Consider the following 21545-nt stretch of genomic DNA (forward strand, 5'->3'; position numbering starts at 1 on the left):
ATGTCGCTCGACGCGCTTCAAACCCGTCTGGACCACCGTTTCCGCGATGCGGCCCTGTTGGAGCAGGCGCTGACCCATCGCAGCCACGGTGCGCGCCACAATGAACGGCTGGAATTCCTGGGCGACGCCGTCCTGAATTTCGTCGTGGCGTCCATGCTGTTCGAGCGTTTCAGCAAGATCGACGAAGGCGACCTGTCACGCCTGCGCGCCAACCTGGTCAAGCAGGCCTCGCTGGCCGACATCGCACAAAAGCTGGACCTCTCCCAGGACCTGCGCCTGGGCGAAGGCGAACTGAAAAGCGGCGGCTTTCGCCGTCCTTCCATCCTGGCCGATACGCTGGAAGCCATTTTCGGCGCCGTGTTCCTGGACAGCGGCTTCGATGCCGCGCGCCGCGTGATCGCCAAGCAGTATCAGCCCGTCCTGGCGACGGTGGATCCCAAGACCTTGGGCAAGGATGCCAAGACGCTGTTGCAGGAATTCCTGCAGGGCCGCAAGATGGCCTTGCCCGTTTATACGGTCATCGCCACGCACGGCGCCGCGCACAGCCAGCAGTTCGAAGTCGAATGCGCCATCCCGCCGCTGGACATCAAGGTGACCGCCCCCGGCGCCAGCCGCCGCGCCGCCGAGCAGTCCGCCGCCAAGCTGGCGCTGGACGCCGCGCTGGCCGCCAGTCCACCCAAGGCCGGCCGTCGCGCGCCGCGCGCGCGCAAGACCGCGCAGCTGTCGCTGCCGGTGGCCGTAGCCCAAGAAATCAAATGACCGAGCAGCAACAACCTACCCGATGCGGCTTCGTCGCCATCGTCGGACGACCCAACGTCGGCAAGTCCACGTTGAACAACGCGCTGATCGGCGGGAAGGTATCGATCGTCTCGCGCAAGGCGCAGACGACGCGCCATCGCATCCACGGGGTCCTGACCCGCGGCGCCGACCAGTTCGTGTTCGTCGATACGCCGGGCTTCCAGACCCGCCACGGCGGCACCATGAACCGGATGATGAATCGCGTCGTGACCCAGGCGCTGGCCGACGTCGATGTGGTCGTGCACGTGGTCGAGGCGGGCAAGTGGTCGGAAGGCGACGCCAAGCTGCTGCCGCTGCTGCCGGCCGGCGACCGCGCCATCCTGGCGGTGAACAAGGTCGATGCGATGAAGGACAGGAACAGCCTGTACCCCTATGTCGCCAAGGTGAGCGCGCTGCATGACTATGGCGCCGTCATACCGATCAGCGCCGAACGCAACCGGCAACTGGACGACCTGCTTGACGAAATCGCCAAGCGCCTGCCGGAAGGCGAACACATGTTCGAAGCCGACACGCTGACCGACCGGCCCATGCGCTTCATCGCCGCCGAACTGGTGCGCGAAAAGATCTTCCGCCTGGTGGGCGATGAACTGCCTTATGGCTGCACGGTCGTCATCGAACAGTGGGAAGAGAACGACAAGGGCGCGCGCGTCGCGGCCTGTATCGTCGTCGAGCGCGACAGCCACAAGCCCATCCTGCTGGGCGCCGGCGGCCAGCACATGAAGCGCATCGCCACCGAGGCACGCCTGGAAATCGCGAAGATGCTGGACAAGCCTGTGCACCTGGAAATCTATATCAAGGTGCGCAAGGGCTGGTCCGATCGCGAAGAGGCGCTGCGCGACCTGGGATATGAGTAAACGCGGCACCCGCGTCCAGGACACCACCGGCTACATGCTGCACGCCACGCCGTGGCGGGAAACCTCGCTGATCGTGCAGACCTTTTCGCGCGACCACGGCTGCGTGGCGCTGGTGGCCAAGGGCGCCAAGCGGCCGTATTCGGTGTTGCGGCCCGTGCTGTCGGCCTTCCAGCCCCTGATGCTGTCATGGTCCGGCGCAGGCGAGGTGAAAACGCTCACCCGCGCCGAAGTCGCAGGCATCCGGCCGCTGGGCGGCGCCCCGCTGATGTCGGCCTGGTACATGAACGAATTGCTGCTGCGGCTGCTGCCGCGCGAAGACGCGCATCCGGTGCTGTTCGACGCCTACGATACCGCCTTGACACAGCTGGCCGGCGGCACGCCGGCGGCTGGCGCGCTGCGGCGCTTCGAATGGACGCTGTTGAACGAAACCGGCTATGGCCTGGATGCGGCCACGCCGGACTTCGACGATGCAGCCGGCGAACCCCGGCTGCGGCAGGCCTTGCGCGACCGCCTGGGCGAAATCCTGGCGGGCCGTCCGCTGGCGACGCGCCGCGTGCTGCTGGATTTTCAGACGCGGCGCCTGTCGGCGCGCCTGCCCAGCAAGTAGCCGCAGGCGGCCCAGATCGCGGCGCAGGCCGCGCCCACCAGCGCCACCAGCGCCGCGCCCTGGCCCAGCGCATCCACGCCGGTCTTCACCCATGCGCTGGCCGCGTCGCCGGCTCGATAGACCACGGTGTCGATGAAGTTCTTGGCCTTGTACTTGGCTTCGGCGTCCACCGTGGTGAACACCATTTCGCGGCCGGGCCGCACCAGGGCATATTCGCCCACGCGGCGCAGCACCATTACCACGGCTAGCACGACAAAGACGGGCGCGACAGCCAGCACCAGGAAGCCGGCGCAGATGACCAGCGGCACGGCGGTCAGCAGGAAGGTGACGCCCAGGCGCTGCGCCAGGCGGCCGGTCAGGAACAGCTGGGTCACCATGGACAGGGCCTGTACGACGAAATCCAGCGCGCTGAACACGCGTATGCGTTCGGCGGACGAGGTAAAGGCATCGGCCACCAACCGCGCCTGTTCCATGTACAGGAAGGTGCTGGCCGTGGCCAATAGGACGACGAAAGCTGCCAGGCCAAGCAGCAGCGGCGAACTGAAGGTGCGCGTCGCGCCGGCGAGTATGCCGCCGCCGATGGGCCGGTCTGGAGAATCCGCAGCGCGTCCGACAGCGTCGGCTTCATCGGGCGTGACCGGCTCGGCCGCGCCGGCCGGGGGCGTGCCGGCACCCGCCACCTCGCGCCATCGCATCAACCACGATTTCATCGGCAGCGTCAGGGCCAGGCACAGCGCGGACAGCAGGATCAGCCCCGGCGCGCCCAGCGTGCCGGCCAAGGCCGCGCCCAGCACAGGTCCGGTCAGGCCGCCCGTGCTGGCGCCCGCGGCGATGAAGGCGAACAGACGCTTGGCCTGGTTGGTCCGGAAGACGTCCGCCATCAGGCTCCATGCGACCGACACGACGAACAGATTGAATACCGACAGCCAGACGTAGAACCCGCGCGCCGCCCATAAATCGTCCGGCCGTGCGTACAACCAGGCCGCGAAGGCCGCCAGCGACGCGGCGAAGAAGGCATAGGTCCAGGTCACGAAGCTGGCGCGCGGCACGCGCCGCGCCAGCCAGCCAAAGCAGGGAACCGCGGCCAGCATGACCACGAAGGTCGCGGTGAAGAGCCATTGCAGCTTGTCCACGCCGGCGGCGATACCCAACGTCTCGCGTATCGGCCGCAGCATGAAATAGCCGGTGAACAGGCAAAAGAAGAAGGCGAAGCCGCAAAGCGCCGCCCACCCTTCGCCGGCATGGATGTTCAGCGCGCGTCGCAGGCGCTGCAGCGTCCTTGCCGACGCCGCCCGCGGTTCGTGCGCAGGAGGCGGACGCCGGTCGCCGCCGTCCGGGACGGGGGAGGGGATGTCCGCCACGGCGCGTCAGGCGAACAGGCCGGCGATGCGTTCGCGCATGGCGGCGTCGGGCAGCCGCCCGTAGCCGGCCCGCAGGTTGTCCTGCATGTTGGCGGGCTTGGACGTGGCCGGGATGACCGCCGTCACTGCCGGGTGACCGACGATGAACTTCAGGAAAACCTGCGCCCAGGAGGTGCAGTCGATATCCGCCGCCCAGGGTGGCAACGGCTTGCCCTTCACCTGCCGGAACAGGGCGCCGTCCTGGAACGGACGGTTGATCAGCACCGCCACCCCGTGCGCCTGGCAGGCCGGCAGCAGCCGCCTTTCGGCGCCACGGGCCGTCACGGACAGGTTGATCTGCACGAAATCCGGTTTCTCGCGCTCCACCAGCGCGGCCAGGTCGTCCTGGGCGGATTCCGTGTAGTGCGTGATGCCGATGTAGCGCGTCACGCCTTGCTGCTTCAGTTCGCGCAGCAGGGCGAGTTGGGTGGAGGTGTCGATCAGGTTGTGGACCTGGATCAGGTCCAGCTTGCGCGTGCGCAGGGCGGTTTCCGAATTGCGCACCTGGCGCATGCCGCTATCACGGCCGGTCGTGCCGATCTTGGTCGCCAGGAAGACCTGGTCGCGTCCCTGCAGGCGGGCCAGGAGTTCGCCCGTGACGGCTTCGGCGTTGCCGTAGCTGGGCGCGGTATCGATGATGGCGCCCTTGCCCGCCGCGGCGAGCAGTTGCCGGGTGACGTCCTGCAACGGCGCCAGTTCGGCCGCATTCCCCGGCGATACGTCGAAGGTATCGGCGGTGCCCAGCCCGATCACGGGCAGGGTCTCGCCGGTGGAGGGGATGGGCCGGCGGTGCATGGCCGCCGCGCCTGGCGCCGGCGGCGTCCCTGGCGTGCCTCCCGCCCTCTGGGCATGGGCGGGCACGGCATGCAGCATCCACCCGGGCGCCAGGGCGGCGATGGGCGCGTTCAGCAGGAAACGTCGGCGGGTCGGCATGCTGGTGTACTCCGAAAAGAAAAGGGGCTCATCGCGAGCCCTGAATCTGTCGGCGGCGGGGCCGATGGCCCCGCCGCGGTACGAAATCGGAATTGCCGCCTGCCGGCGATCAGTTCCGGTTGCCGCCGCTGAACGCGCTGAGCAGCATCAGCAGGTTGGAGAAGACGTTGTACACGTCCAGATAGATGGCCAGCGTGGCGGATACGTAGTTGGTTTCGCCGCCGTTGACGACGCGCTGCAGGTCCACCAGCATGAAGGCCGAGAAGATCACGATGGCCAGGACCGAGATGGTCAGCATCAGCGCGGGCAGCTGCAGGAAGATATTGGCCAGCGCCGCCACCAGGATGATGATGGCGCCCGTGAACAGCCACTTCTGCATATTGGACAGGTCGCGCTTGATGGTCGTCGCCATGGTGGCCATGGCGCCGAACACCACGGCGGTGCCGCCGAAGGCCATCATGATCAGCTGCGAGCCATTGCCTAGCCCTAGCACGAAGCCCAGCAGGCGCGACAGCATGATGCCCATGAAGAAGGTGAAGGCCAGCAGCAGGGCGACGCCCAGGCTGGATTCCTTGTTCTTCTCGATGGCGAACATCAGCCCGAAGGCCCCCACCAGGAAAATGATGGCCGACAGCCCGGGGCTGGCGCCCATGACCTGGTTCAGTCCGGTGTACAGACCCACCGCCGCGCCCAGCACGGTCGGGATCAGGGAAAGGGCGAGCAGCCAGTAGGTATTGCGCAGGACGCGATTGCGAACCACCTCGCCCGGTACGCCGGCGTAGGTACCGGCGCGATTGAAGGGGGAAGGACGATAATCGTTCATGTGACGAGCTCCTGATAGGGGGCCATTCCGCGATGGCTATGGTGCTTTGACGTCAACGCGGCCTGACAGTTCCCTGAATTATAACGGCGAGTGAACACAGATTAACGCAGACCGCCTTGCCGCGGTAGAGGGCGATTCCCGTCGCCTGCTGCTTCGACCGGCGGACGCATGCGGCGTTCCGCGGGAAGGCGGGACCCGGCCGCCGGGCGACCACTCAACCGGGACGCAGGCGGCGGACGACGCGGTCGACCAGGTCAGGCAATTCGGCTTCCAGCGACTGCCGGACGTGGGCCATGGCCTCGTCCAGGGCCTGCTGGACCGTGTGTTCCAGCTCCGCCTGCAGGGCGGCGCGCAGGACCGGGTCCGGCGGCAGGGCAGCCGTGGCGTGGGCGACGACCTCGGTCAGCACCGGCGGTTCGTTGTAGGTGTCGATCTTTTGCGTCAGGGTGGGGATGGCGGGATCGGTATCTCGGTATTCCATGGTTCCTCCTGGGAGCCGTGCGCCGCCGGCCGGATCGCGGGATCGGCGGTTCAGTTGGCGGCCTTGGCGCCGATGGCGTGGCTATGCGGGGATTCCCCCTGGGCCACGTAGGCTCGCCAGCGCTGCCTTGCCGCGGGACGGTCGTCGCCGTCGGCGGACACGATTTCCAGTATGCGCGCAAACGCCTGGTAGCCGGGCGGGCAGTCGTCGTCCAGGTTCAGCAGCCAGGGGGCGGGCCGGTCGGCGGCGGGCGTCGCCGCCGCCGCGGGATCCGCCGCGGTCAGCACCACCGGCGTGTCGGCGGCCAACGGGTCGGTCGCCAGCACGTGCGGGACGAAGGAGATATCGTCGAACGCCCACAGCATGCGGTCGAAGGCGTTCAGCCGCACCGGGTCCGCGCAATACACCACCAGCGGCTGTCCGGCCAGGTATTGCTTGCGCGCCACCTGGCAGGCGGTGCGCAGCCGGTCAGGGGCGCCGAAGGCGAAATCGATGCGGGCCATGGTGGTGCGTTGTGGCGCTCGGTCAGAGCTGGTTCAGCAGGTATTGCATCAGCAGCGGCACCGGACGCGCGGTGGAACCCTTTTCCTTGCCGCCGCGCCAGGCCGTGCCGGCGATGTCCAGGTGCGCCCAGGGGTAGGCCTTGGCGTAGCGTGACAGGAAGCAGGCGGCCGTGACGGCGCCGGCCGGGGGGCCGCCGATATTCGCCATATCGGCAAAATTGGACTTCAGCTGTTCCTGGTAGGCATCGTCCAGCGGCATGCGCCAGGCGGTATCCAGCGATTCCCGGCCGGCGCGCAGCAACGCGTCCGCCAAGGCGTCGTTCTTGGAGAACAGCCCGCTGTTGACGCTGCCCAGCGCGACCACGCAGGCGCCCGTCAGGGTGGCGATGTCCACGACCGCGGCGGGCTTGAAGCGTTCGGCGTAGGTCAGGGCGTCGCACAGGATCAGGCGGCCTTCGGCGTCGGTATTCAGGATTTCGATGGTCTGTCCCGACATGCTGGTGACCACGTCGCCGGGCTTGTTGGCCTTGCCGCTCGGCATGTTCTCGCAGGTGGGGATCAGGCCGATCACATCCAGCGGCAATTGCAGCTCGGCCAGCGCGCGGAAGGCGCCCAGCACGCTGGCGGCGCCACACATGTCGAATTTCATCTCGTCCATCGTGGCGGCGGGCTTGATGGAGATGCCGCCCGAGTCGAAGGTGATGCCTTTGCCCACCAGCACGATGGGGCCGGCATTGCCATCCTTGGCGGGCTTGCGCGCCGCCGGCTTGCCGGCGTGGCGCAGCACGATGAAGCGCGGCGGTTCGTCGGATCCACGCGCCACGGACAGGAAGGCGCCCATGCCCAGGGCTTCGATCTGCTTGCGGTCCAGGACCTGGACCTTCACGGTCTTGTAGGCGCGCGCCAGCTTCTGGGCGGTTTCGCCCAGGTAGGTGGGCGTGCAGAGATTGCCCGGCATGTTGCCCAGCGTGCGCGCCAGGTCCATGCCATTGGCGATGGCGCCGCCTTCGCGCAGGCCGGCCTGGACCTGCGTGGCATCGCCGCGTTCGATGCAGTGGACGACCTTGCGCAGCTTGGGCCGGGCGTCGCGATCGGGCTTGCCCAGGCTTTCGTCATAGTGATAGGTGGCGTTGCCCGCGCCTATCGCCGCCAGGCGCGCGCGGGCGCGGATGGGCGTGCCTTCCAGCGGCACGGACACCAGCGTCGAGGCGCCTTCGGTCAGTTGCGCGCCGACGCAATAGGCGGCGAAAGCCTGTTCCGCCGCGGCGTGGACGCGCGCCGAGTATTCGTCCTGCTTGCCCAGGCCCACCAGGACGACGCGCTGCGCGGCGACGCCCGGCAGGGAACGCAGGACCAGCGTGCTGCCCTGGCGGCCGCGGAATTCCGTTTTCACCACCGTGCGCAGCGCGCCGTTGCTGGCGCGATCGATCAGGTCGGCGGCGGCGGTCAGCACGCCGTCGGCGAAGACGCCGACCGCCAGGGCGGCCGTCTTGACCTGGTGCAGGGAGGCGGTGCTGTGTGTGCTAAATTCCAGTGACATTGAAGGCGTTCCCTTGTGCGTCGATAATAGTCAGCGATTATCCCGCATATTCTCCCATGTCCCTATTCAAGCGTTCTGTCGTCAGCGAGATCACGAGTCACGCTGGCGTTGTGTTTTCCACCCTGGTGGTGGTGTGGCTCAGCGTCCTGCTGGTCCGCCTGCTGGGCGACGCCGCCAGCGGCAACATCGGCCCGGACGTGGTGCTGGGCCTGGCTGCCTTCTCCACGATCACGGCGCTGCCGACCATCATGTCGGTGGCGCTGTTCATCGCCGTGCTGACCACGGTGACGCGCAATTACCGTGAATCCGAAATGGTGGTCTGGTTCGCCAGCGGCCTGTCGCTGGCCGACTGGCTGCGGCCCGTCATGCGCGTGGCCGTGCCGGTCGCGGCCATGGTGGCGGTGCTGACCTTGGCCGCTTCGCCCTGGGCCTATCGCCAGATCGGCGAATATCGCGAGCGCTTCGAGCAGCGTTCCGATCTGTCCAAGGTCACGGCCGGGCAGTTCGGCGAATCGCAGGACGGCGCGCGCGTCTTCTTCGCCGAAGAGCCCGTCAAGAAGGGCGACGAGCTGGGCCACGTGTTTGCGCGCGTCATCGATCCCGAATGGCTCAGCGTGCTCACCGCCTCCAGCGCGCGCACGGAAAACATGCCCAACGGCGATCGCTTCCTGGTGCTGGGCGCGGGCCACCGCTACGACCTGAAGCCGGGCTCGGCGGAATTCCGCATGTCGACGTTCGACCACTACGGCGTGCGGCTGGAAAGCAAATCCACCGAGGATCCCGCCACCGAGGCGCGCGCCGCGGCCGAGCGATCCAGCAAGGCGCGCAGCACCCTGCAACTGATGGAAGACAACACCGTCAATGCCTGGTCCCAGGTCATGTGGCGGATCTCCATGCCCCTGGCCGCCCTGATCCTGGCAATCATGGCCATCCCGCTGGGCGCCGTGAATCCGCGCCTGGGCCGGTCCGGCGACCTGCTGATCGCGGGCCTGGTGGCGCTGCTGTACATGAACCTGATCAACCTGTTCCGCGCCTGGATCGGCGACGGCCGTATTCCGTTCGGGCTGGGATGGTGGCCGGTCCATGCGGCGGTGCTGGCCTTTGCCGCGTATCTCTTCTTGCGGCGGCTACGGGTCAAGGCGCCCAAGAATACCGGCGGGCCCAGGCCCCCGGCGCCGGACGCCGCGACGACCTGATCGTTCGCCGGTTTCCACCTTGCTCCTCGCTGGGTCCGCCTCTACACTGGCCGGACAACGGCCGGGTCCGTCGCAACCCTGACGGACACCGGCACCCACGATTCCCACAAGGAAACAGGAGGAGACCATGTCCGAAGCCCCGCGTATTCCGCTGCTGATCGGCGGCGAACGCATCCAGTCGCGCGCCACCGAGTGGCGCGACGTCATCAACCCGGCCACGCAGGAAGTCGTCGCCCGGGTTCCCTACGCCACCCCCGACGAGCTGGACCAGGCCGTCGCCAACGCCCGGGAAGCCTTCAAGGCCTGGCGCAACAGCGGCCAGGCCACGCGCATGCGCGTGATGCTGAAACTGCAGCAGTTGATGCGCGAGAACACTGGCAAGCTGGCGGAACTGATCACGCGCGAGCACGGCAAGACCCTGCCCGATGCGGAAGGCGAAGTCGGGCGCGGCCTGGAAGTGGTTGAACACGCCTGCTCGATCGCCAATCTGCAGCTCGGCGAGTATGCGGAAAACGCCGCCTCCGGCATCGATGTCTACACGCTGATCCAGCCGCTGGGCGTGTGCGCGGGCATTACGGCATTCAACTTCCCGGTCATGCTGCCGTGCTTCATGTTTCCCATCGCCGTGGCCTGCGGCAATACCTTCGTGCTGAAGCCTTCCGAGCAGGATCCTTCGGCATCGCTGTTCCTGGCGGAGCTGGCGCTGGAAGCCGGCCTGCCGCCAGGTGTGCTGAACGTGGTGCATGGCGGCGCCGACATTGCCAATGCGCTGTGCGAGCATCGTGACGTCAAGGCGGTATCGTTCATCGGCTCGACCCGTGTCGGCACCGAGATCTATCGCCGCGCGTCGGACGCCGGCAAGCGCTGCCAGGCGATGATGGGCGCCAAGAACCATTGCGTGATCCTGCCGGACGCGGACCCGGAGGTCGCCCTGAACCAGTTGCTGGGCGCGGCTTTCGGCGCCGCCGGCCAGCGCTGCATGGCGACGTCGGTGGCGGTATTCGTGGGGGCCTCGCGTGACTGGCTGCCCGAATTCGTCGCACGCGCCAGGCAGTTGAAAGTGAACGCCGGCACCGATCGCACGGCCGACCTGGGGCCGCTGGTATCCCAGGCCGCCAAGGCGCGCGTCGAAGGATTGATCCAGCACGGCGTGGAAGAGGGCGCGGAACTGCTGCTGGATGGCCGCGGCATCCAGGTGTCCGGCTTCGAACAGGGCAATTTTGTCGGTCCCACCATATTCGGCGGCGTACGCGGCGATATGAAGATCTATACGGAAGAGATCTTCGGTCCCGTGCTGTGCGTCACGGGCGTCGACACGCTGGAAGACGCCGTCGATTTCATCAATGCCAACCCCAACGGCAACGGGGTGGCCCTGTTCACGCAGGATGGCGGCGCGGCGCGCTACTTCCAGAACAACATCGACGTGGGGCAGGTGGGGATCAACATTCCCATCCCGGTGCCGGTCGCGTGGTTCAGCTTCACGGGCTCGCGCGGCTCCAAGCTGGGCGACTTGGGACCGAACGGCAAGCAGGCGGTGCAGTTCTGGACGCAGACCAAGACTGTGACCGCGCGCTGGTCGGCGCATGGACGGACGGTGAATACGACGATCACCATGCGTTGAGCGGCAAATAAACGGCTTACGTTGCGCTAGTGCAGCAACTGGGGTGTCAATCCCAGTGCATCCGCAGCCTTTGCAAGCCGTTTGTCCCGAGTCCACAGGGTCGTGCCGGGCTGCAATCGTGCGGAGGCCAGCAGCGATGTGTCCACGTAACCAATGCCGCGATTGAATAGTTGTTCGCGCTCGATGAGAAAGAGCGTTTCATCGGGCGTGGCAACCGGCGCGTTCGGTAGATCGCGCAACGCGCCGAGCACGGTCTCACGATTTTTCAGGCTGCCCAATGCAATCTCGGCGATCACGAAGGGATGCGCGAGGACTAGTCCGTTCGTCAGCAAGTCAACCAGAACGGGGTCGGCCGCATTGATGTGGTCGATCCATACGGACGTATCGACCAAGATCATTCCGTGCCCTGCCGACGGCGCGGGGCGGCTTCAACGCCGGGTTGGCTTCCGCCCAGGGCGATAAGCCGCTTGGCCGCTTCGCGCTGGATCAGGGCCTTGAGTGCTTCACGTACCAGCGCCGTTTTCTCTTCGAGGCCGGTGTAGGCTTGTGCCTTGGATAGAAGATCGTCATCGAGTGCGATTGTGGTTCGCATGGCGCACCTCAGATTTTGGAGGCATAGATTTTATCATCAGGTGATGTCAAGCACCGTGTCTTTGACGATAGGGCGGTTTGCGCTGGTATCTCCTTGTAGGGCAGAAGCATAGACGTTTAAGTAATTTAGAAATATCTCTATATTACTTATAATTGGGTTCCTCCAACGGGATCCGCTTCATGAACCTGCAACAGTTCCGCTTTGTGCGCGAGACCATACGCCGCGACTTCAACCTGACGGAAGCCGCGCGCATGCTGTACACGTCGCAACCCGGCGTCTCCAAGGCCATCATCGAGTTCGAGGATGAACTCGGAGTCAAGATATTCGAACGCCACGGCAAGCGCATCAAGGGCCTGACCAAGCCCGGCCTGGCGGTATCGCAGGTGATCGACCGCATCATGCGCGAAGTCGACAACCTGAAGAAGGTCAGCGACGAGTTCGCGCGGCGGGACGAAGGCGGCCTGATCATCGCCTGCACGCATACGCAGGCGCGCTATCTGTTGCCGCGCGTGATTCCGGCGTTTCGCCGGCAGTTTCCCAAGGTGCACCTGTCGCTGGCCGAAGGCAGTCCCGGCCAATTGGCCGAAATGGTGCTGCACGAGCAGGCCGACCTGGCCATCGCCACGGAATCGCTGGCCCTGACGCCGGGGCTGGCGACGCTGCCTTGCTATACCTGGGAACATACGGTGGTCGTGCGGCCTGATCATCCGCTCGCGGAGCTGACGTCCAGCGAGGCCAAGCGCCTGACCCTGCAACAACTGGCGGCCTATCCGCTGGTGACCTATGACCGCGCCTTTACCGGACGGACCACCATCGACGAGGTCTTCGCCTCGCAAGGCGTGCATCCGGATATCGTGCTGGAAGCCATCGACGCCGACGTGATCAAGACCTATGTCGACGTCGGGCTGGGCATCGGCATCATCGCGGGCGTGGCCTATGACCCGCGCCGCGACAGCAACCTGGTGGGCCTGCCGGTGGGACACTTGTTCGGCACGCACACGACGCGGGTGGGGATCAAGGCGGGCGTGTTCCTGCGCGACTACGTCTACACCTTCATCGAGATGCTGTCGCCGGGGCTGAACCGGCAGGTCGTGACGGAAGCGGTGCAGGGCGTGGAGTAATAGCGGGATGCCGCGCGATGCCGCCGGCGGACTGGCATCGCGGCACCGCGTCGTGCGCGGCAAGCTATACGGCAGAGATGGCCGATAGCGAAATTAAATGAGAATCCATCTCATTTACTTGCTCTAAAAAACAAGAATCATTATCATTAACCCACGATCAACGACGCAACGAGGTCTGTCATGTCGACGGCACTTAGCGCAGTGGTGGTGGGCGCGGACCGGCTGGGCAATATTCCGGATCTGCTCAAGGGACACAATATCGCGATCACGCATCACATCAGCGGCCGCGATCCTTCCCATCAGAAACGCGGGCTGGCGCTGCCCACGGGTACGCAGCTGGTGATTCTGCTGACCGACTTTCTCGGTCACAACGTAATGAAGACGTTCCGCCAATCCGCGCAGCGTTCCGGCATCCGCGTGGTGGCCTGCCGCCGGTCGGTGTGCAGCATGCAGCAGGCGCTGGCGCAATGCGGCTTGTGCGGCCGTGGGGCGAGCGCGGCGTCGTAACGTCCCGAATCTGGCGGTGCATTCGTGATCGGAACGGTTGCCCGACCGCACATGCGTGGTTCAGCAGTACGGCATGGCTCGGCTACGATACGGTATTACACACCGGCAATACCCGAGCTCAACGCCTCGAGCCGTCGGCCGACCATCGATACAGACGACACATCTCCATGCCGGGCATGCCAGGCCCCCCGCAAGCCGACCCACTCGCGCTGGACGCACTGATCGAGCAGTGCCGGTGCCGGGTGGCCCGCGATCCGCGCGATGCGTCAGCGCATCTGGATCTTGCCGAAGCACTGCTGTTGTCTGGCCGGTTGGCGGAAGGCTGGCCGGAATACGAATGGCGATACGGGCTGCCCGGCGTGCCATCGCCCATGCCAATTGCCGAGGGCCGACCCCAATGGGACGGCTCGCCCATGCCGCATGGAACCCTGGTGCTGGTGGCGGACCAGGGTTATGGCGACGTGATCCAGTTCTGCCGCTACATTCCTGCGGTCAGGTCGCGTTGTTCAAACGTGACGGTGGCGTGCAGCCCCGAGATGCTGCCGATCGTCACGCAAATGGCGCCGGCCGCCCGCTGCGTGACCCGCTGGAGCGATATCGGCGCTTTCGATGCATGGTGTCCGCTGTCGGGCCTTCCCATGCGATTTGGCACCGTGCTGGAGACCGTACCGGCGTCCGCCGCGTATCTGAAGGCGGATCCGGCGCGGGTGGCCGCGTGGCGCAAAGGCCTGGACGAACTGCTACCCAGCCGTTTTTGGCGCATCGGGCTGGTGTGGGCCGGCCGTCCTACACACCGACACGATGCCCGGCGCTCGCTGCGCCTGGCGCAATTGGCGCCGCTGGCAGATCTGCCGGATGTGGCGCTGGTGGCGCTGCAACTGGGGCCCGCGCAGCAGGAGATCGACGGCTATCGCGGCGCGGCGCCGCTGGTCAACGCCGGCGGGGCCTTGGGCGACTTCGGCGAGACAATGGCCGCCATCGCTTGCCTGGATCATGTCGTTTCAGTCGATACCGCGCCGGCGCATCTGGCCGGCGCCCTCGGATGCCCGGTGTCGCTGCTGCTTGCGCATATGCCGGACTGGCGCTGGTTGTCAGATCGGCGCGATACGCCGTGGTATCCGGCCATGTCCCTGTACCGCCAACCCGCGCCGGGACGATGGGACCCTGCGATCGCCGCCGTGGCGCGGGATCTCGCGGGCCGCTGAAACGAACATGGGCCCCGTCTGGGGCCCATGCAGGCATGTCGTCGGCAGGCGGGGGCCTAGCGTTGCGCGCGGGCCGATGCCACCAGCGTCGTGTCGATGCGGCGGGCGCCGTTGTAGCGCGCGTTCCAGTAAGCCATGTCCATGCGCTCGATGCGTACCACGCCGCCCTTGCTGGGCGAATGCACGAAGCGATCTTCGCCAAGATAGATGCCGACGTGGGAGTAGCGGCGGCCCATGGTATTGAAGAACACCAGGTCGCCGACCTGCAGGTCGTTGCGCGCCACCGGCGTGCCGACCTGGAACATTTCGGCCGCGGTGCGCGGCAGCTTCAGGCCCAGCGATTGTTCGGCGACGTAGCCGACCAGACCGCTGCAATCGAAACCGGTGCTGGGCGTGCCGCCGCCGGAGCGGTAGCGGATGCCAAGGTAATTCAGCGCCTCGCCCGCGAGCATGGTGTTGTCGGTGGTGGCGCTGCTGCCGGGATAGCTGGCGGTGCGGCTGCCGCCGCGGCGCAGCTTCTGCGCCAGCAGCATGCCGATGGGATCGTCGGCGTCGGCGGTGGTCCAGGCGGCGTCGTAGGCGTCCTGGTCAAAGCCGGTGTAGGCGGTGTCGCGCTGGGCGCCGGTGTTGGCGCAGCCCGCCAGGATGGCCATGGCGGCCATGATGCCGCCGATGCGCAGGGCGCGGCCCTGCCTGGCTAGAAAACGATAAAAGGATAGCGTGCGGTAGTCGTATCGTTGCATTGTTCGCTTGAAGGCAGGGGTGACCCTGCCTGGAAGACGACGGACGACCGCCGTTTGGGAAATTTCTGAGGGGCGATTCTACCAAAACTTGCGTATAGCTCCATTGCGGGCAGCGTATACGCCAGACCTCATCCCGCGCGCGCTTTGGCGCACAACATCGGACGGATAGAATCGGCGATAAAAATCTCGAAAGAGCGCGCTGCGGTGGTGGGGGCGTGCGCGGCGACAGGCGCCAGCGTTGCAACTTCCCACCGTGCAGACTCGGACAGTTCGTAAACATCGTCAAAATCTGCAACAACTGCAAGATAACAGGAGACAGCGATGCGAAAAACCCGGGTTTTCCACTACTCGTCCATTCATCATCCGGAAACATTTTGGCACAGGGAGTCAGGCCGGATCCACTGGGACGTGGCACCGGAAACCGTGCTGGACTTCAGCCGGCCGCCTTTCGCACGCTGGTTCGTGGGGGGATGCACCAATCTGTGCTTCAACGCCGTGGATCGCTGGCTCCCCCATCAGGCCGATAGACAGGCGCTGATCTGGGTATCCACCGAGGTCGATGAGGAAAGGATATATACGCGCCAACAGCTGTTCGACGAAGTCAACGTGGCGGCGGCGATGCTGCGGGAGCAGGGCGTCGGCCCGGGGGACCGGGTGTTGATCTACATGCCCATGGTACCGGAGGCCGTGTTCATGATGCTCGCGTCCGCACGGCTGGGCGCCGTGCATTCGGTGGTGTTCGGAGGATTTGCCTCGCACAATCTGGCGCAGCGCATCGACGACGCCCAGCCCAAGGTCATCGTCTCGGCCGACGCCGGGTCGCGCGGCGGCAAGGTCACGCCCTACAAGCCGCTGCTGGACAAGGCCCTGGCGATGAGCGCCGCGCAGCCCGAGGCCATCATCATGCTGGACCGAGGCTTGGGCAGCGGCAGCGAAGGCCCGGCGAGCGGCGGGCCGGCCGGCCACGATCCGCGCGTGCATGACTATGCCGCCTTGCGCGCGCGCCATGCCGGCGCCCGGGTACCCGTGGCCTGGATGCCGTCGGACGCGCCCAGCTATATCCTGTATACCTCCGGCACCACCGGCAAGCCCAAGGGCGTGCAGCGCGACATCGGCGGCTATGCCGTGGCGCTGGCGGCCTCGATGGAGTACATCTTCGACGGCAAGCCGGGCGAAACCTTCTTCTGCACCAGCGACATCGGCTGGGTCGTGGGCCATTCCTATATCGTCTACGGGCCGCTGATCGGCGGCCAGGCCACCGTGCTTTACGAAGGCACGCCGGTGCGCCCCGACGGCGCCATCCTGTGGCGGCTGATCGAACGCCACAAGGTGAATACGCTGTTCTCGGCGCCGACGGCGGTGCGCGTGCTCAAACGCCAGGATCCGGAACTGCTGCGCAGGCACGACGTGTCGTCCCTGCGCGCGATCTACCTGGCCGGGGAGCCGCTGGACGAGCCGACCGCTCGCTGGATAGGCGAAGGCCTGGGCAAGCCGGTGATCGACAACTATTGGCAGACGGAAAGCGGCTGGCCCATCCTGTCAGGTCAGCCGGGCGTGGAGCGGGTCCCGACCCGCTTCGGCAGTCCTTCCTTCCCATGCTATGGCTTCGACGCCAGGGTGGTCAGCGAAACCACCGGCGAGGACCTGGGGCCGGGACAGAAGGGCGTGGTCGCGATCGTGCCGCCGTTGCCGCCGGGTGCCATGACGACCATCTGGGGCGATGACGAACGCTTCGTGCGCACCTATTTCGAATCCATCCCGGGCCGCCAGGTGTATTCGACCTTCGACTGGGGCATCGTCGACGAAGACGGCTACTGGTACATCCTGGGCCGGACCGACGACGTGATCAACGTGGCCGGGCATCGGCTAGGCACGCGTGAAATCGAGGAAGCGGTGAGCAGCCATGCCCAGGTCGCCGAATGCGCGGTGGTGGGCGTTGCCGATGGGCTGAAGGGCCAGGTGGCGGAAGCCTTCGTGGTGCTCAAGAAAGAGCCCGCGGACCGCGCCGCCTTGGCCGCGCTGGAAGGCGATATGATGCGCGTGGTCGAAGAGCAGCTGGGCGCGGTGGCGCGGCCGGCGCACATCCGCTTCGTCGGGGCCTTGCCGAAAACGCGTTCGGGCAAGGTGCTGCGGCGGGCGATCGTCGCGGTCTGCGAAGGCCGGGACCCCGGCGATCTGCCGACCATCGAAGATCCGAATGCGCTGGAAAAGATCAAGGAATCCCTCACATGATCAGCAAGCCCGTCCTGACCGCCGAAGACGTCAAGAAAATCCTGGCCGCGGCCGAAGCCCATGCCTCGAAGAACCAATGGCCGGTGACCATCGCGGTCGCCGACGACGGCGGTCATCTGCTGGGCATGCTGCGGCTGGACGGCGCCGCGCCGGTCAGCGCGCATATCGCGCCGGCCAAGGCCCACACCGCCGCCATCGGCCGCCGTGAATCGCGCCTGTATGAAGAAAGCATCAACGGCGGGCGCTATGCGTTCCTGTCGGTGCCGGCCATGACCGGCATGCTGGAAGGCGGTGTGCCCATCGTTGCCCAGGGGCAGGTGATCGGTGCCGTGGGTGTGTCGGGCGTGAAGGCGTCGGAAGACGCGGAAACGGCCAAGGCGGGCATCGCGGCGCTGGGGCTATGACTTCGTCGCCCACGCCGGAGCGGCCGGCGGCGGATGCCATGCCGGACGCCGCCACGGCGCGGCACCCCGCGGGCGACGCCCCCGCCCACGGACCGGCCCTGCAAGGCAGCCTGAACGCGGGCGTCACCCGGCGCGAAGTGTGGTCCTGGGCGATGTACGACTTCGCCAATTCAGGCTACACGACCGTCATCCTGACGACCGTCTTCAGTGCCTATTTCGTCGGCGTGGTGGGCGGCGGCGCCCACTGGGCCACGCTGGCCTGGACCGGCGCGCTGTCGGTTTCCTACCTGGCGATCATGCTGACCATGCCCAGCCTGGGCGCGCGGGCGGATGCGCGCGGCGCCAAGCGCAAGCTGCTGTTCGCCAGCACCGTCGGGTGCATCCTGGCCACGCTGACCTTGACGCAGGCCGGCCCCGGCGACGTATGGCCGGCGCTGATCGGCATCGCGGTGTCCAACTATTTCTATTGCGTGGGCGAGTCCGCGGTGGCGTCCTTCCTGCCGGAACTGGCGCGGCCTCACGCGCTGGGCCGGGTGTCCGGCTGGGGCTGGAGCTTCGGCTATTGCGGCGGCATGCTCAGCCTGGGCCTGTCGCTGGTGGTCGTTTCGATGGCCCAGGCACGCGGCGAAAGCGCGCCGCAGTTCGTGCCCTGGGTGGTGGCGGTGACCTGCGTCGTGTTCGCGCTGTCGGCGCTACCTTCCTTCCTGTGGCTGCGCGAACGGGCGCGGCCGCGCGAGCGCGCCGAAGCCAGTCCCGACATGCTGGGCCAGTTGCTGCGCGCCTGGCGCGATATCGGCCGTCATCACGTGCAGTTCAGGCGGTTGTTGATGTGCGTGGCCTGCTACCAGGCCGGCATCGCGGTCGTGATCACCCTGGCGGCGGTGTACGCGGAGCAGGCCATGGGATTCAAGATGGCCCAGATCATGATGCTGGTGTTCGTGGTCAACATCGCGGCGGCCGCGGGCGCCTTTCTTTTCGGCTACCTGCAGGACCGCATCGGCCACAAGCGGGCGCTGGCGATGACGCTGTGCGGCTGGATCGCCATGGTGCTGATCGCGTATGCGGCCGTCACGGTGGGTGTGTTCTGGATCGCCGCCACGCTGGCGGGCCTGTGCATGGGCACCAGCCAGAGCGCGGGCCGCGCCATGGTCGGCGCGCTGGCGCCGGAAAAAAGGCTGGCCGAATTCTTCGCGTTGTGGACGTTCGCCGTGCAGCTGGCCGCGGTCGTCGGGCCATTGACCTATGGACTGGTAACCTGGGTAACCCATGGCAACCATCGCCTGGCAATACTGGTGACCGGCCTGTTCTTCGTCGGCGGCCTGGTGCTCCTGCGCCGCGTGGACCTGTCGCGCGGCATGGCCGAACGCGAGGCCTAGGCGCTACTATCGTCGTATCCCTTCCGTACGCAATACAGTCATGACTTCCCATACCTTCTTCTGCGTGGACGGCCATACCTGCGGCAACCCGGTGCGCATGGTCGCGGGCGGCGCGCCGGTGCTGCAAGGCGCGAACATGGTCGAAAAGCGCGCGCATTTCCTGCGCGACTACGACTGGATACGCACCGGCCTGATGTTCGAACCGCGCGGCCACGACATGATGTCGGGCGCGATCCTGTATCCGCCCACGCGGCCGGACTGCGACATCGCCTTCCTGTTCATCGAGACCTCGGGCTGCCTGCCGATGTGCGGCCACGGCACCATCGGCACGGTCACGATGGCACTGGAACGCGGCCTGGTGACGCCGCGCGAGCCGGGCGTGCTGCGCATCGATACGCCCGCCGGCCTGGTGGAAGCCCGCTATGAACAGGACGGCCCGTACGTGAACAGCGTGCGCATCACCAACGTGCCGTCCTTCCTGTATGCCACCGGGCTGGAAGCCGAAGTCGAAGGGCTGGGACTGGTCAAGGCCGACGTCGCCTATGGCGGCAATTTCTACGCCATCGTGTCGCCGCAGCAGGCTTTTGCGGGACTGGAACATGTGCAGCCGTCCGATCTGCTGCGCTGGAGTCCGCGCCTGCGGCAGGCCTTCGGCAGCAAGTATGAGTTCGTCCATCCGGAAAACCCGGCCATCAACGGCCTGTCCCACGTGCTGTGGACGGGTACGCCGCAGCATCCGGAAGCCCACGCCCGCAACGCGGTGTTCTATGGCGACAAGGCCATAGACCGGTCGCCCTGCGGCACCGGCACGTCGGCGCGCATGGCGCAGTGGGCGGCGCAGGGCAAGCTGGACGTGGGCAGCGATTTCGTGCACGAAAGCATCATCGGCACGCTGTTCCGCGGCCGCGTCGAGGCGCGCACGCGGGTCGGCGACCTGGACGCCATCGTGCCTTCCATCGAAGGCTGGGCGCGGATGACGGGATACAACACCCTGTTCATCGACGACCGCGATCCGCTGGCGCATGGTTTTCAGCTCAAGGACAAGGTGTAGTCATGGAAATCCGGCAATCCTTCATCCCGCATTGGCGCATGCTGGCGGCGCTGCTGCTGACGTCGCTGCTGGCCGGCTGCGGCGTGAACACCATCCCCACCCTGGACGAGCAGGTCAAGGCCGCCTGGGCGCAGGTGGAAAACCAGTACCAGCGGCGCGCAGACCTGATCCCCAACCTGGTCGAAACCGTCAAGGGCTACGCCAAGCAGGAGCAGGACACCCTCACCGCGGTCGTCGAGGCCCGTGCCAAGGCGACGTCCATCCAGGTGGACGCCAGCACCGTGGACGATCCGCAGAAGCTGCAGCAGTACGACCAGGCGCAGCAGCAGCTGGGCAGCGCGCTGGGCCGCCTGCTGGTGGTGTCGGAACGCTATCCGGACCTGAAGTCCAACCAGAATTTCCTGGCGCTGCAGTCGCAGCTGGAAGGCACGGAGAACCGCATCGCGGTGGCGCGGCGCGACTATATCGCCGCGGTGGAGCGCTACAACACCGAGATCCGCACCTTCCCTGGCCGCCTGTGGCATATGGTCATGTACCGGGATCTGCCTGTGCGCGAAACGTTCAAGGCCAGCGCGCCGCAGGCTGACCAGGCGCCCAAGGTCAAGTTCTGATGATCGGAAGCGTGCTGCTGCGTGGCCTGGCGTGCTGGTTGCTGGCGGGAGCGGCGCTGGCGGCGGGCGCCCAGCCCGCGCCCACGGCGCCGGCCAAGCCTTCGTCGGATGCACCCGCGTCGACGGCGCCGTCATCGCAGGCGCCCGCACCGACGGCCCCCGCGGGCGATGGCGGCATGGCGTCCGCGCCGGCGGGCGCCACGGCGCCCGCGCTGATCGGCCGGGTGGTGGACAATGCCGGGCTGCTGAATCCGACCACCAGCGCGCGCCTGACCGAGATGCTGGCCGCGCATGAGAAGTCCACGGGCCAGCAGGTCGTCGTCGTGACGATCCCCAGCCTGCGTGGGGTGTCCATCGAAGACTTCGGCTATCAACTGGGCCGGCGCTGGGGCATAGGCGAAAAAGGCAAGGACAACGGCGCGCTGCTGATCGTCGCGCGCGACGACCGCAAGGTGCGCATCGAAGTCGGCTACGGCCTGGAAGGCACGCTGACGGACGCAGCGTCTTCCGCCATCATCAACCAGATCATCATCCCGGCTTTCCGGCAAGGCGACTTCAACAAGGGCATCCTGGACGGCACCACCGCCATGCTGAAGGTCCTGAGCGGCGATCCCGACGCCGCGCCCGTGCAGCAGGTGGTGGCGGAGCGCGACGGGCCGACGTCGATTCCGGTCTTCATCATCCTGCTGTTCATCGTCATCGTCGTGATCTCGCGCATGGGTGGCGGGGTGGGCGGCAGGCGCCGGGGTGGCGTGCTGCCAGGCGCCATCCTGGGCGGCATCGCCGGCAGCCGCGGCTCTTCGGGCGGCTTCGGCGGAGGCGGCGGCTTCGGTGGCGGGGGTGGCTTTTCGGGCGGCGGCGGCAGCTTCGGCGGCGGCGGCGCGTCGGGCAACTGGTAGCCGCTGGCTCGACGTGGCTGTTTACTCGATCCATGGCCGAACCCCGTC

23 protein-coding genes are annotated in these 21545 nt (G+C 66.8%); 14 read left to right on the top strand and 9 right to left on the bottom strand.

The window, feature by feature from the left end; translation table 11 throughout:
* The 3 genes from rnc to recO are packed head-to-tail and all read left to right on the top strand — an operon-like array spanning window position 1 to window position 2259.
* The gene (rnc, locus tag CAL12_RS08415) at window positions 1-759 is read left to right on the top strand and encodes a ribonuclease III (protein ID WP_086064078.1); all 759 of its coding nucleotides are present in this window, start codon (window positions 1-3) and stop codon (window positions 757-759) included.
* On the top strand, window positions 756-1652 hold the full coding sequence (era, locus tag CAL12_RS08420) for a GTPase Era (RefSeq protein WP_086064079.1): 897 nt from the start codon (window positions 756-758) through the stop codon (window positions 1650-1652). Before rnc ends, era begins: the two co-directional genes overlap by 4 nt.
* Complete coding sequence (recO, locus tag CAL12_RS08425) at window positions 1645-2259, top strand: DNA repair protein RecO (protein ID WP_086064080.1); 615 nt, start codon at window positions 1645-1647, stop codon at window positions 2257-2259. The genes era and recO overlap by 8 nt, the downstream gene beginning before the upstream one ends.
* Here the strand turns inward: recO and CAL12_RS08430 are convergent.
* The 6 genes from CAL12_RS08430 to CAL12_RS08455 form a co-directional block, all read right to left on the bottom strand.
* Window positions 2220-3533, bottom strand: a complete 1314-nt coding sequence (locus CAL12_RS08430) for an NTP/NDP exchange transporter (RefSeq protein WP_086067751.1) — start codon at window positions 3531-3533, stop codon at window positions 2220-2222. The two genes, recO and CAL12_RS08430, sit on opposite strands and share 40 nt — an antisense overlap.
* A 93-nt stretch (window positions 3534-3626) precedes the next feature.
* The gene (locus tag CAL12_RS08435; RefSeq protein ID WP_086064081.1) at window positions 3627-4592 is read right to left on the bottom strand and encodes an aldo/keto reductase; all 966 of its coding nucleotides are present in this window, start codon (window positions 4590-4592) and stop codon (window positions 3627-3629) included.
* Window positions 4593-4701: 109 nt separating this feature from the next.
* Entirely contained in the window at window positions 4702-5415 is a 714-nt protein-coding gene (locus CAL12_RS08440) for a Bax inhibitor-1/YccA family protein (protein WP_086064082.1), read from the bottom strand.
* Window positions 5416-5629: 214 nt separating this feature from the next.
* Window positions 5630-5896 (bottom strand): hypothetical protein, encoded by a 267-nt coding sequence (locus CAL12_RS08445; protein ID WP_086064083.1) that lies wholly within the window; start codon window positions 5894-5896, stop codon window positions 5630-5632.
* Between the two features lie 50 nt (window positions 5897-5946).
* The gene (locus CAL12_RS08450; protein WP_086064084.1) at window positions 5947-6399 is read right to left on the bottom strand and encodes a DNA polymerase III subunit chi; all 453 of its coding nucleotides are present in this window, start codon (window positions 6397-6399) and stop codon (window positions 5947-5949) included.
* Between the two features lie 22 nt (window positions 6400-6421).
* A complete protein-coding gene (locus CAL12_RS08455) occupies window positions 6422-7933 on the bottom strand; it encodes a leucyl aminopeptidase (RefSeq protein ID WP_086067752.1) in 1512 nt (503 codons plus the stop codon).
* Window positions 7934-7995: 62 nt separating this feature from the next.
* On the opposite strand from CAL12_RS08455, the gene lptF reads away from it, so the two are divergent.
* Together lptF and CAL12_RS08465 are read left to right on the top strand one after the other, a co-directional pair.
* On the top strand, window positions 7996-9135 hold the full coding sequence (gene lptF / locus CAL12_RS08460; protein ID WP_086064085.1) for an LPS export ABC transporter permease LptF: 1140 nt from the start codon (window positions 7996-7998) through the stop codon (window positions 9133-9135).
* A gap of 127 nt (window positions 9136-9262) precedes the next feature.
* The gene (locus tag CAL12_RS08465) at window positions 9263-10756 is read left to right on the top strand and encodes a CoA-acylating methylmalonate-semialdehyde dehydrogenase (RefSeq protein WP_086064086.1); all 1494 of its coding nucleotides are present in this window, start codon (window positions 9263-9265) and stop codon (window positions 10754-10756) included.
* Window positions 10757-10782: 26 nt separating this feature from the next.
* On the opposite strand, the gene CAL12_RS08470 is transcribed toward CAL12_RS08465, so the two are convergent.
* On the bottom strand, window positions 10783-11154 hold the full coding sequence (locus tag CAL12_RS08470) for a type II toxin-antitoxin system VapC family toxin (RefSeq protein WP_086064087.1): 372 nt from the start codon (window positions 11152-11154) through the stop codon (window positions 10783-10785).
* Complete coding sequence (locus CAL12_RS08475; protein ID WP_086064088.1) at window positions 11151-11348, bottom strand: type II toxin-antitoxin system VapB family antitoxin; 198 nt, start codon at window positions 11346-11348, stop codon at window positions 11151-11153. The genes CAL12_RS08470 and CAL12_RS08475 overlap by 4 nt, the downstream gene beginning before the upstream one ends.
* A gap of 179 nt (window positions 11349-11527) precedes the next feature.
* Here CAL12_RS08475 and CAL12_RS08480 point away from each other — a divergent pair, with 179 nt between their 5' ends.
* From CAL12_RS08480 to CAL12_RS08490, 3 genes are all read left to right on the top strand, one after another.
* Window positions 11528-12469 (top strand): CysB family HTH-type transcriptional regulator, encoded by a 942-nt coding sequence (locus CAL12_RS08480; RefSeq protein WP_086064089.1) that lies wholly within the window; start codon window positions 11528-11530, stop codon window positions 12467-12469.
* A gap of 180 nt (window positions 12470-12649) precedes the next feature.
* Window positions 12650-12976 (top strand): DUF2325 domain-containing protein, encoded by a 327-nt coding sequence (locus CAL12_RS08485; RefSeq protein WP_086064090.1) that lies wholly within the window; start codon window positions 12650-12652, stop codon window positions 12974-12976.
* Window positions 12937-14181: a glycosyltransferase gene (locus tag CAL12_RS08490; protein ID WP_157792923.1), complete on the top strand. Its 1245-nt coding sequence runs from the start codon at window positions 12937-12939 to the stop codon at window positions 14179-14181. Before CAL12_RS08485 ends, CAL12_RS08490 begins: the two co-directional genes overlap by 40 nt.
* Before the next feature lie 56 nt (window positions 14182-14237).
* Here the strand turns inward: CAL12_RS08490 and CAL12_RS08495 are convergent, their stop codons facing one another.
* Window positions 14238-14924, bottom strand: a complete 687-nt coding sequence (locus CAL12_RS08495; protein ID WP_086064092.1) for a C40 family peptidase — start codon at window positions 14922-14924, stop codon at window positions 14238-14240.
* A 321-nt stretch (window positions 14925-15245) separates the two neighbouring features.
* On the opposite strand from CAL12_RS08495, the gene CAL12_RS08500 reads away from it, so the two are divergent.
* From CAL12_RS08500 to CAL12_RS08525, 6 genes are read left to right on the top strand one after another with little or no spacing between them, the layout of a single operon-like run.
* Window positions 15246-17156 carry a propionate--CoA ligase gene (locus CAL12_RS08500; RefSeq protein WP_086064093.1) on the top strand — a complete coding sequence of 637 codons (1911 nt, stop codon included), beginning with the start codon at window positions 15246-15248 and terminating at the stop codon, window positions 17154-17156.
* Window positions 17153-17560, top strand: coding sequence for a GlcG/HbpS family heme-binding protein (locus CAL12_RS08505; protein ID WP_086064094.1), 408 nt, complete (start codon window positions 17153-17155; stop codon window positions 17558-17560). The genes CAL12_RS08500 and CAL12_RS08505 overlap by 4 nt, the downstream gene beginning before the upstream one ends.
* A gap of 38 nt (window positions 17561-17598) precedes the next feature.
* A complete protein-coding gene (locus CAL12_RS08510) occupies window positions 17599-18936 on the top strand; it encodes an MFS transporter (RefSeq protein WP_420042787.1) in 1338 nt (445 codons plus the stop codon).
* Window positions 18937-18976: 40 nt separating this feature from the next.
* The gene (locus tag CAL12_RS08515; protein WP_086064096.1) at window positions 18977-19987 is read left to right on the top strand and encodes a 4-hydroxyproline epimerase; all 1011 of its coding nucleotides are present in this window, start codon (window positions 18977-18979) and stop codon (window positions 19985-19987) included.
* A gap of 2 nt (window positions 19988-19989) precedes the next feature.
* Window positions 19990-20598, top strand: a complete 609-nt coding sequence (locus tag CAL12_RS08520) for a LemA family protein (protein WP_086064097.1) — start codon at window positions 19990-19992, stop codon at window positions 20596-20598.
* A complete protein-coding gene (locus CAL12_RS08525; RefSeq protein ID WP_198298406.1) occupies window positions 20598-21497 on the top strand; it encodes a TPM domain-containing protein in 900 nt (299 codons plus the stop codon). Before CAL12_RS08520 ends, CAL12_RS08525 begins: the two co-directional genes overlap by 1 nt.
* Window positions 21498-21545 lie beyond the last annotated feature (48 nt).

The sequence above is a fragment of the Bordetella genomosp. 8 genome (genome assembly GCF_002119685.1).
GTDB lineage: Bacteria > Pseudomonadota > Gammaproteobacteria > Burkholderiales > Burkholderiaceae_B > Bordetella_C.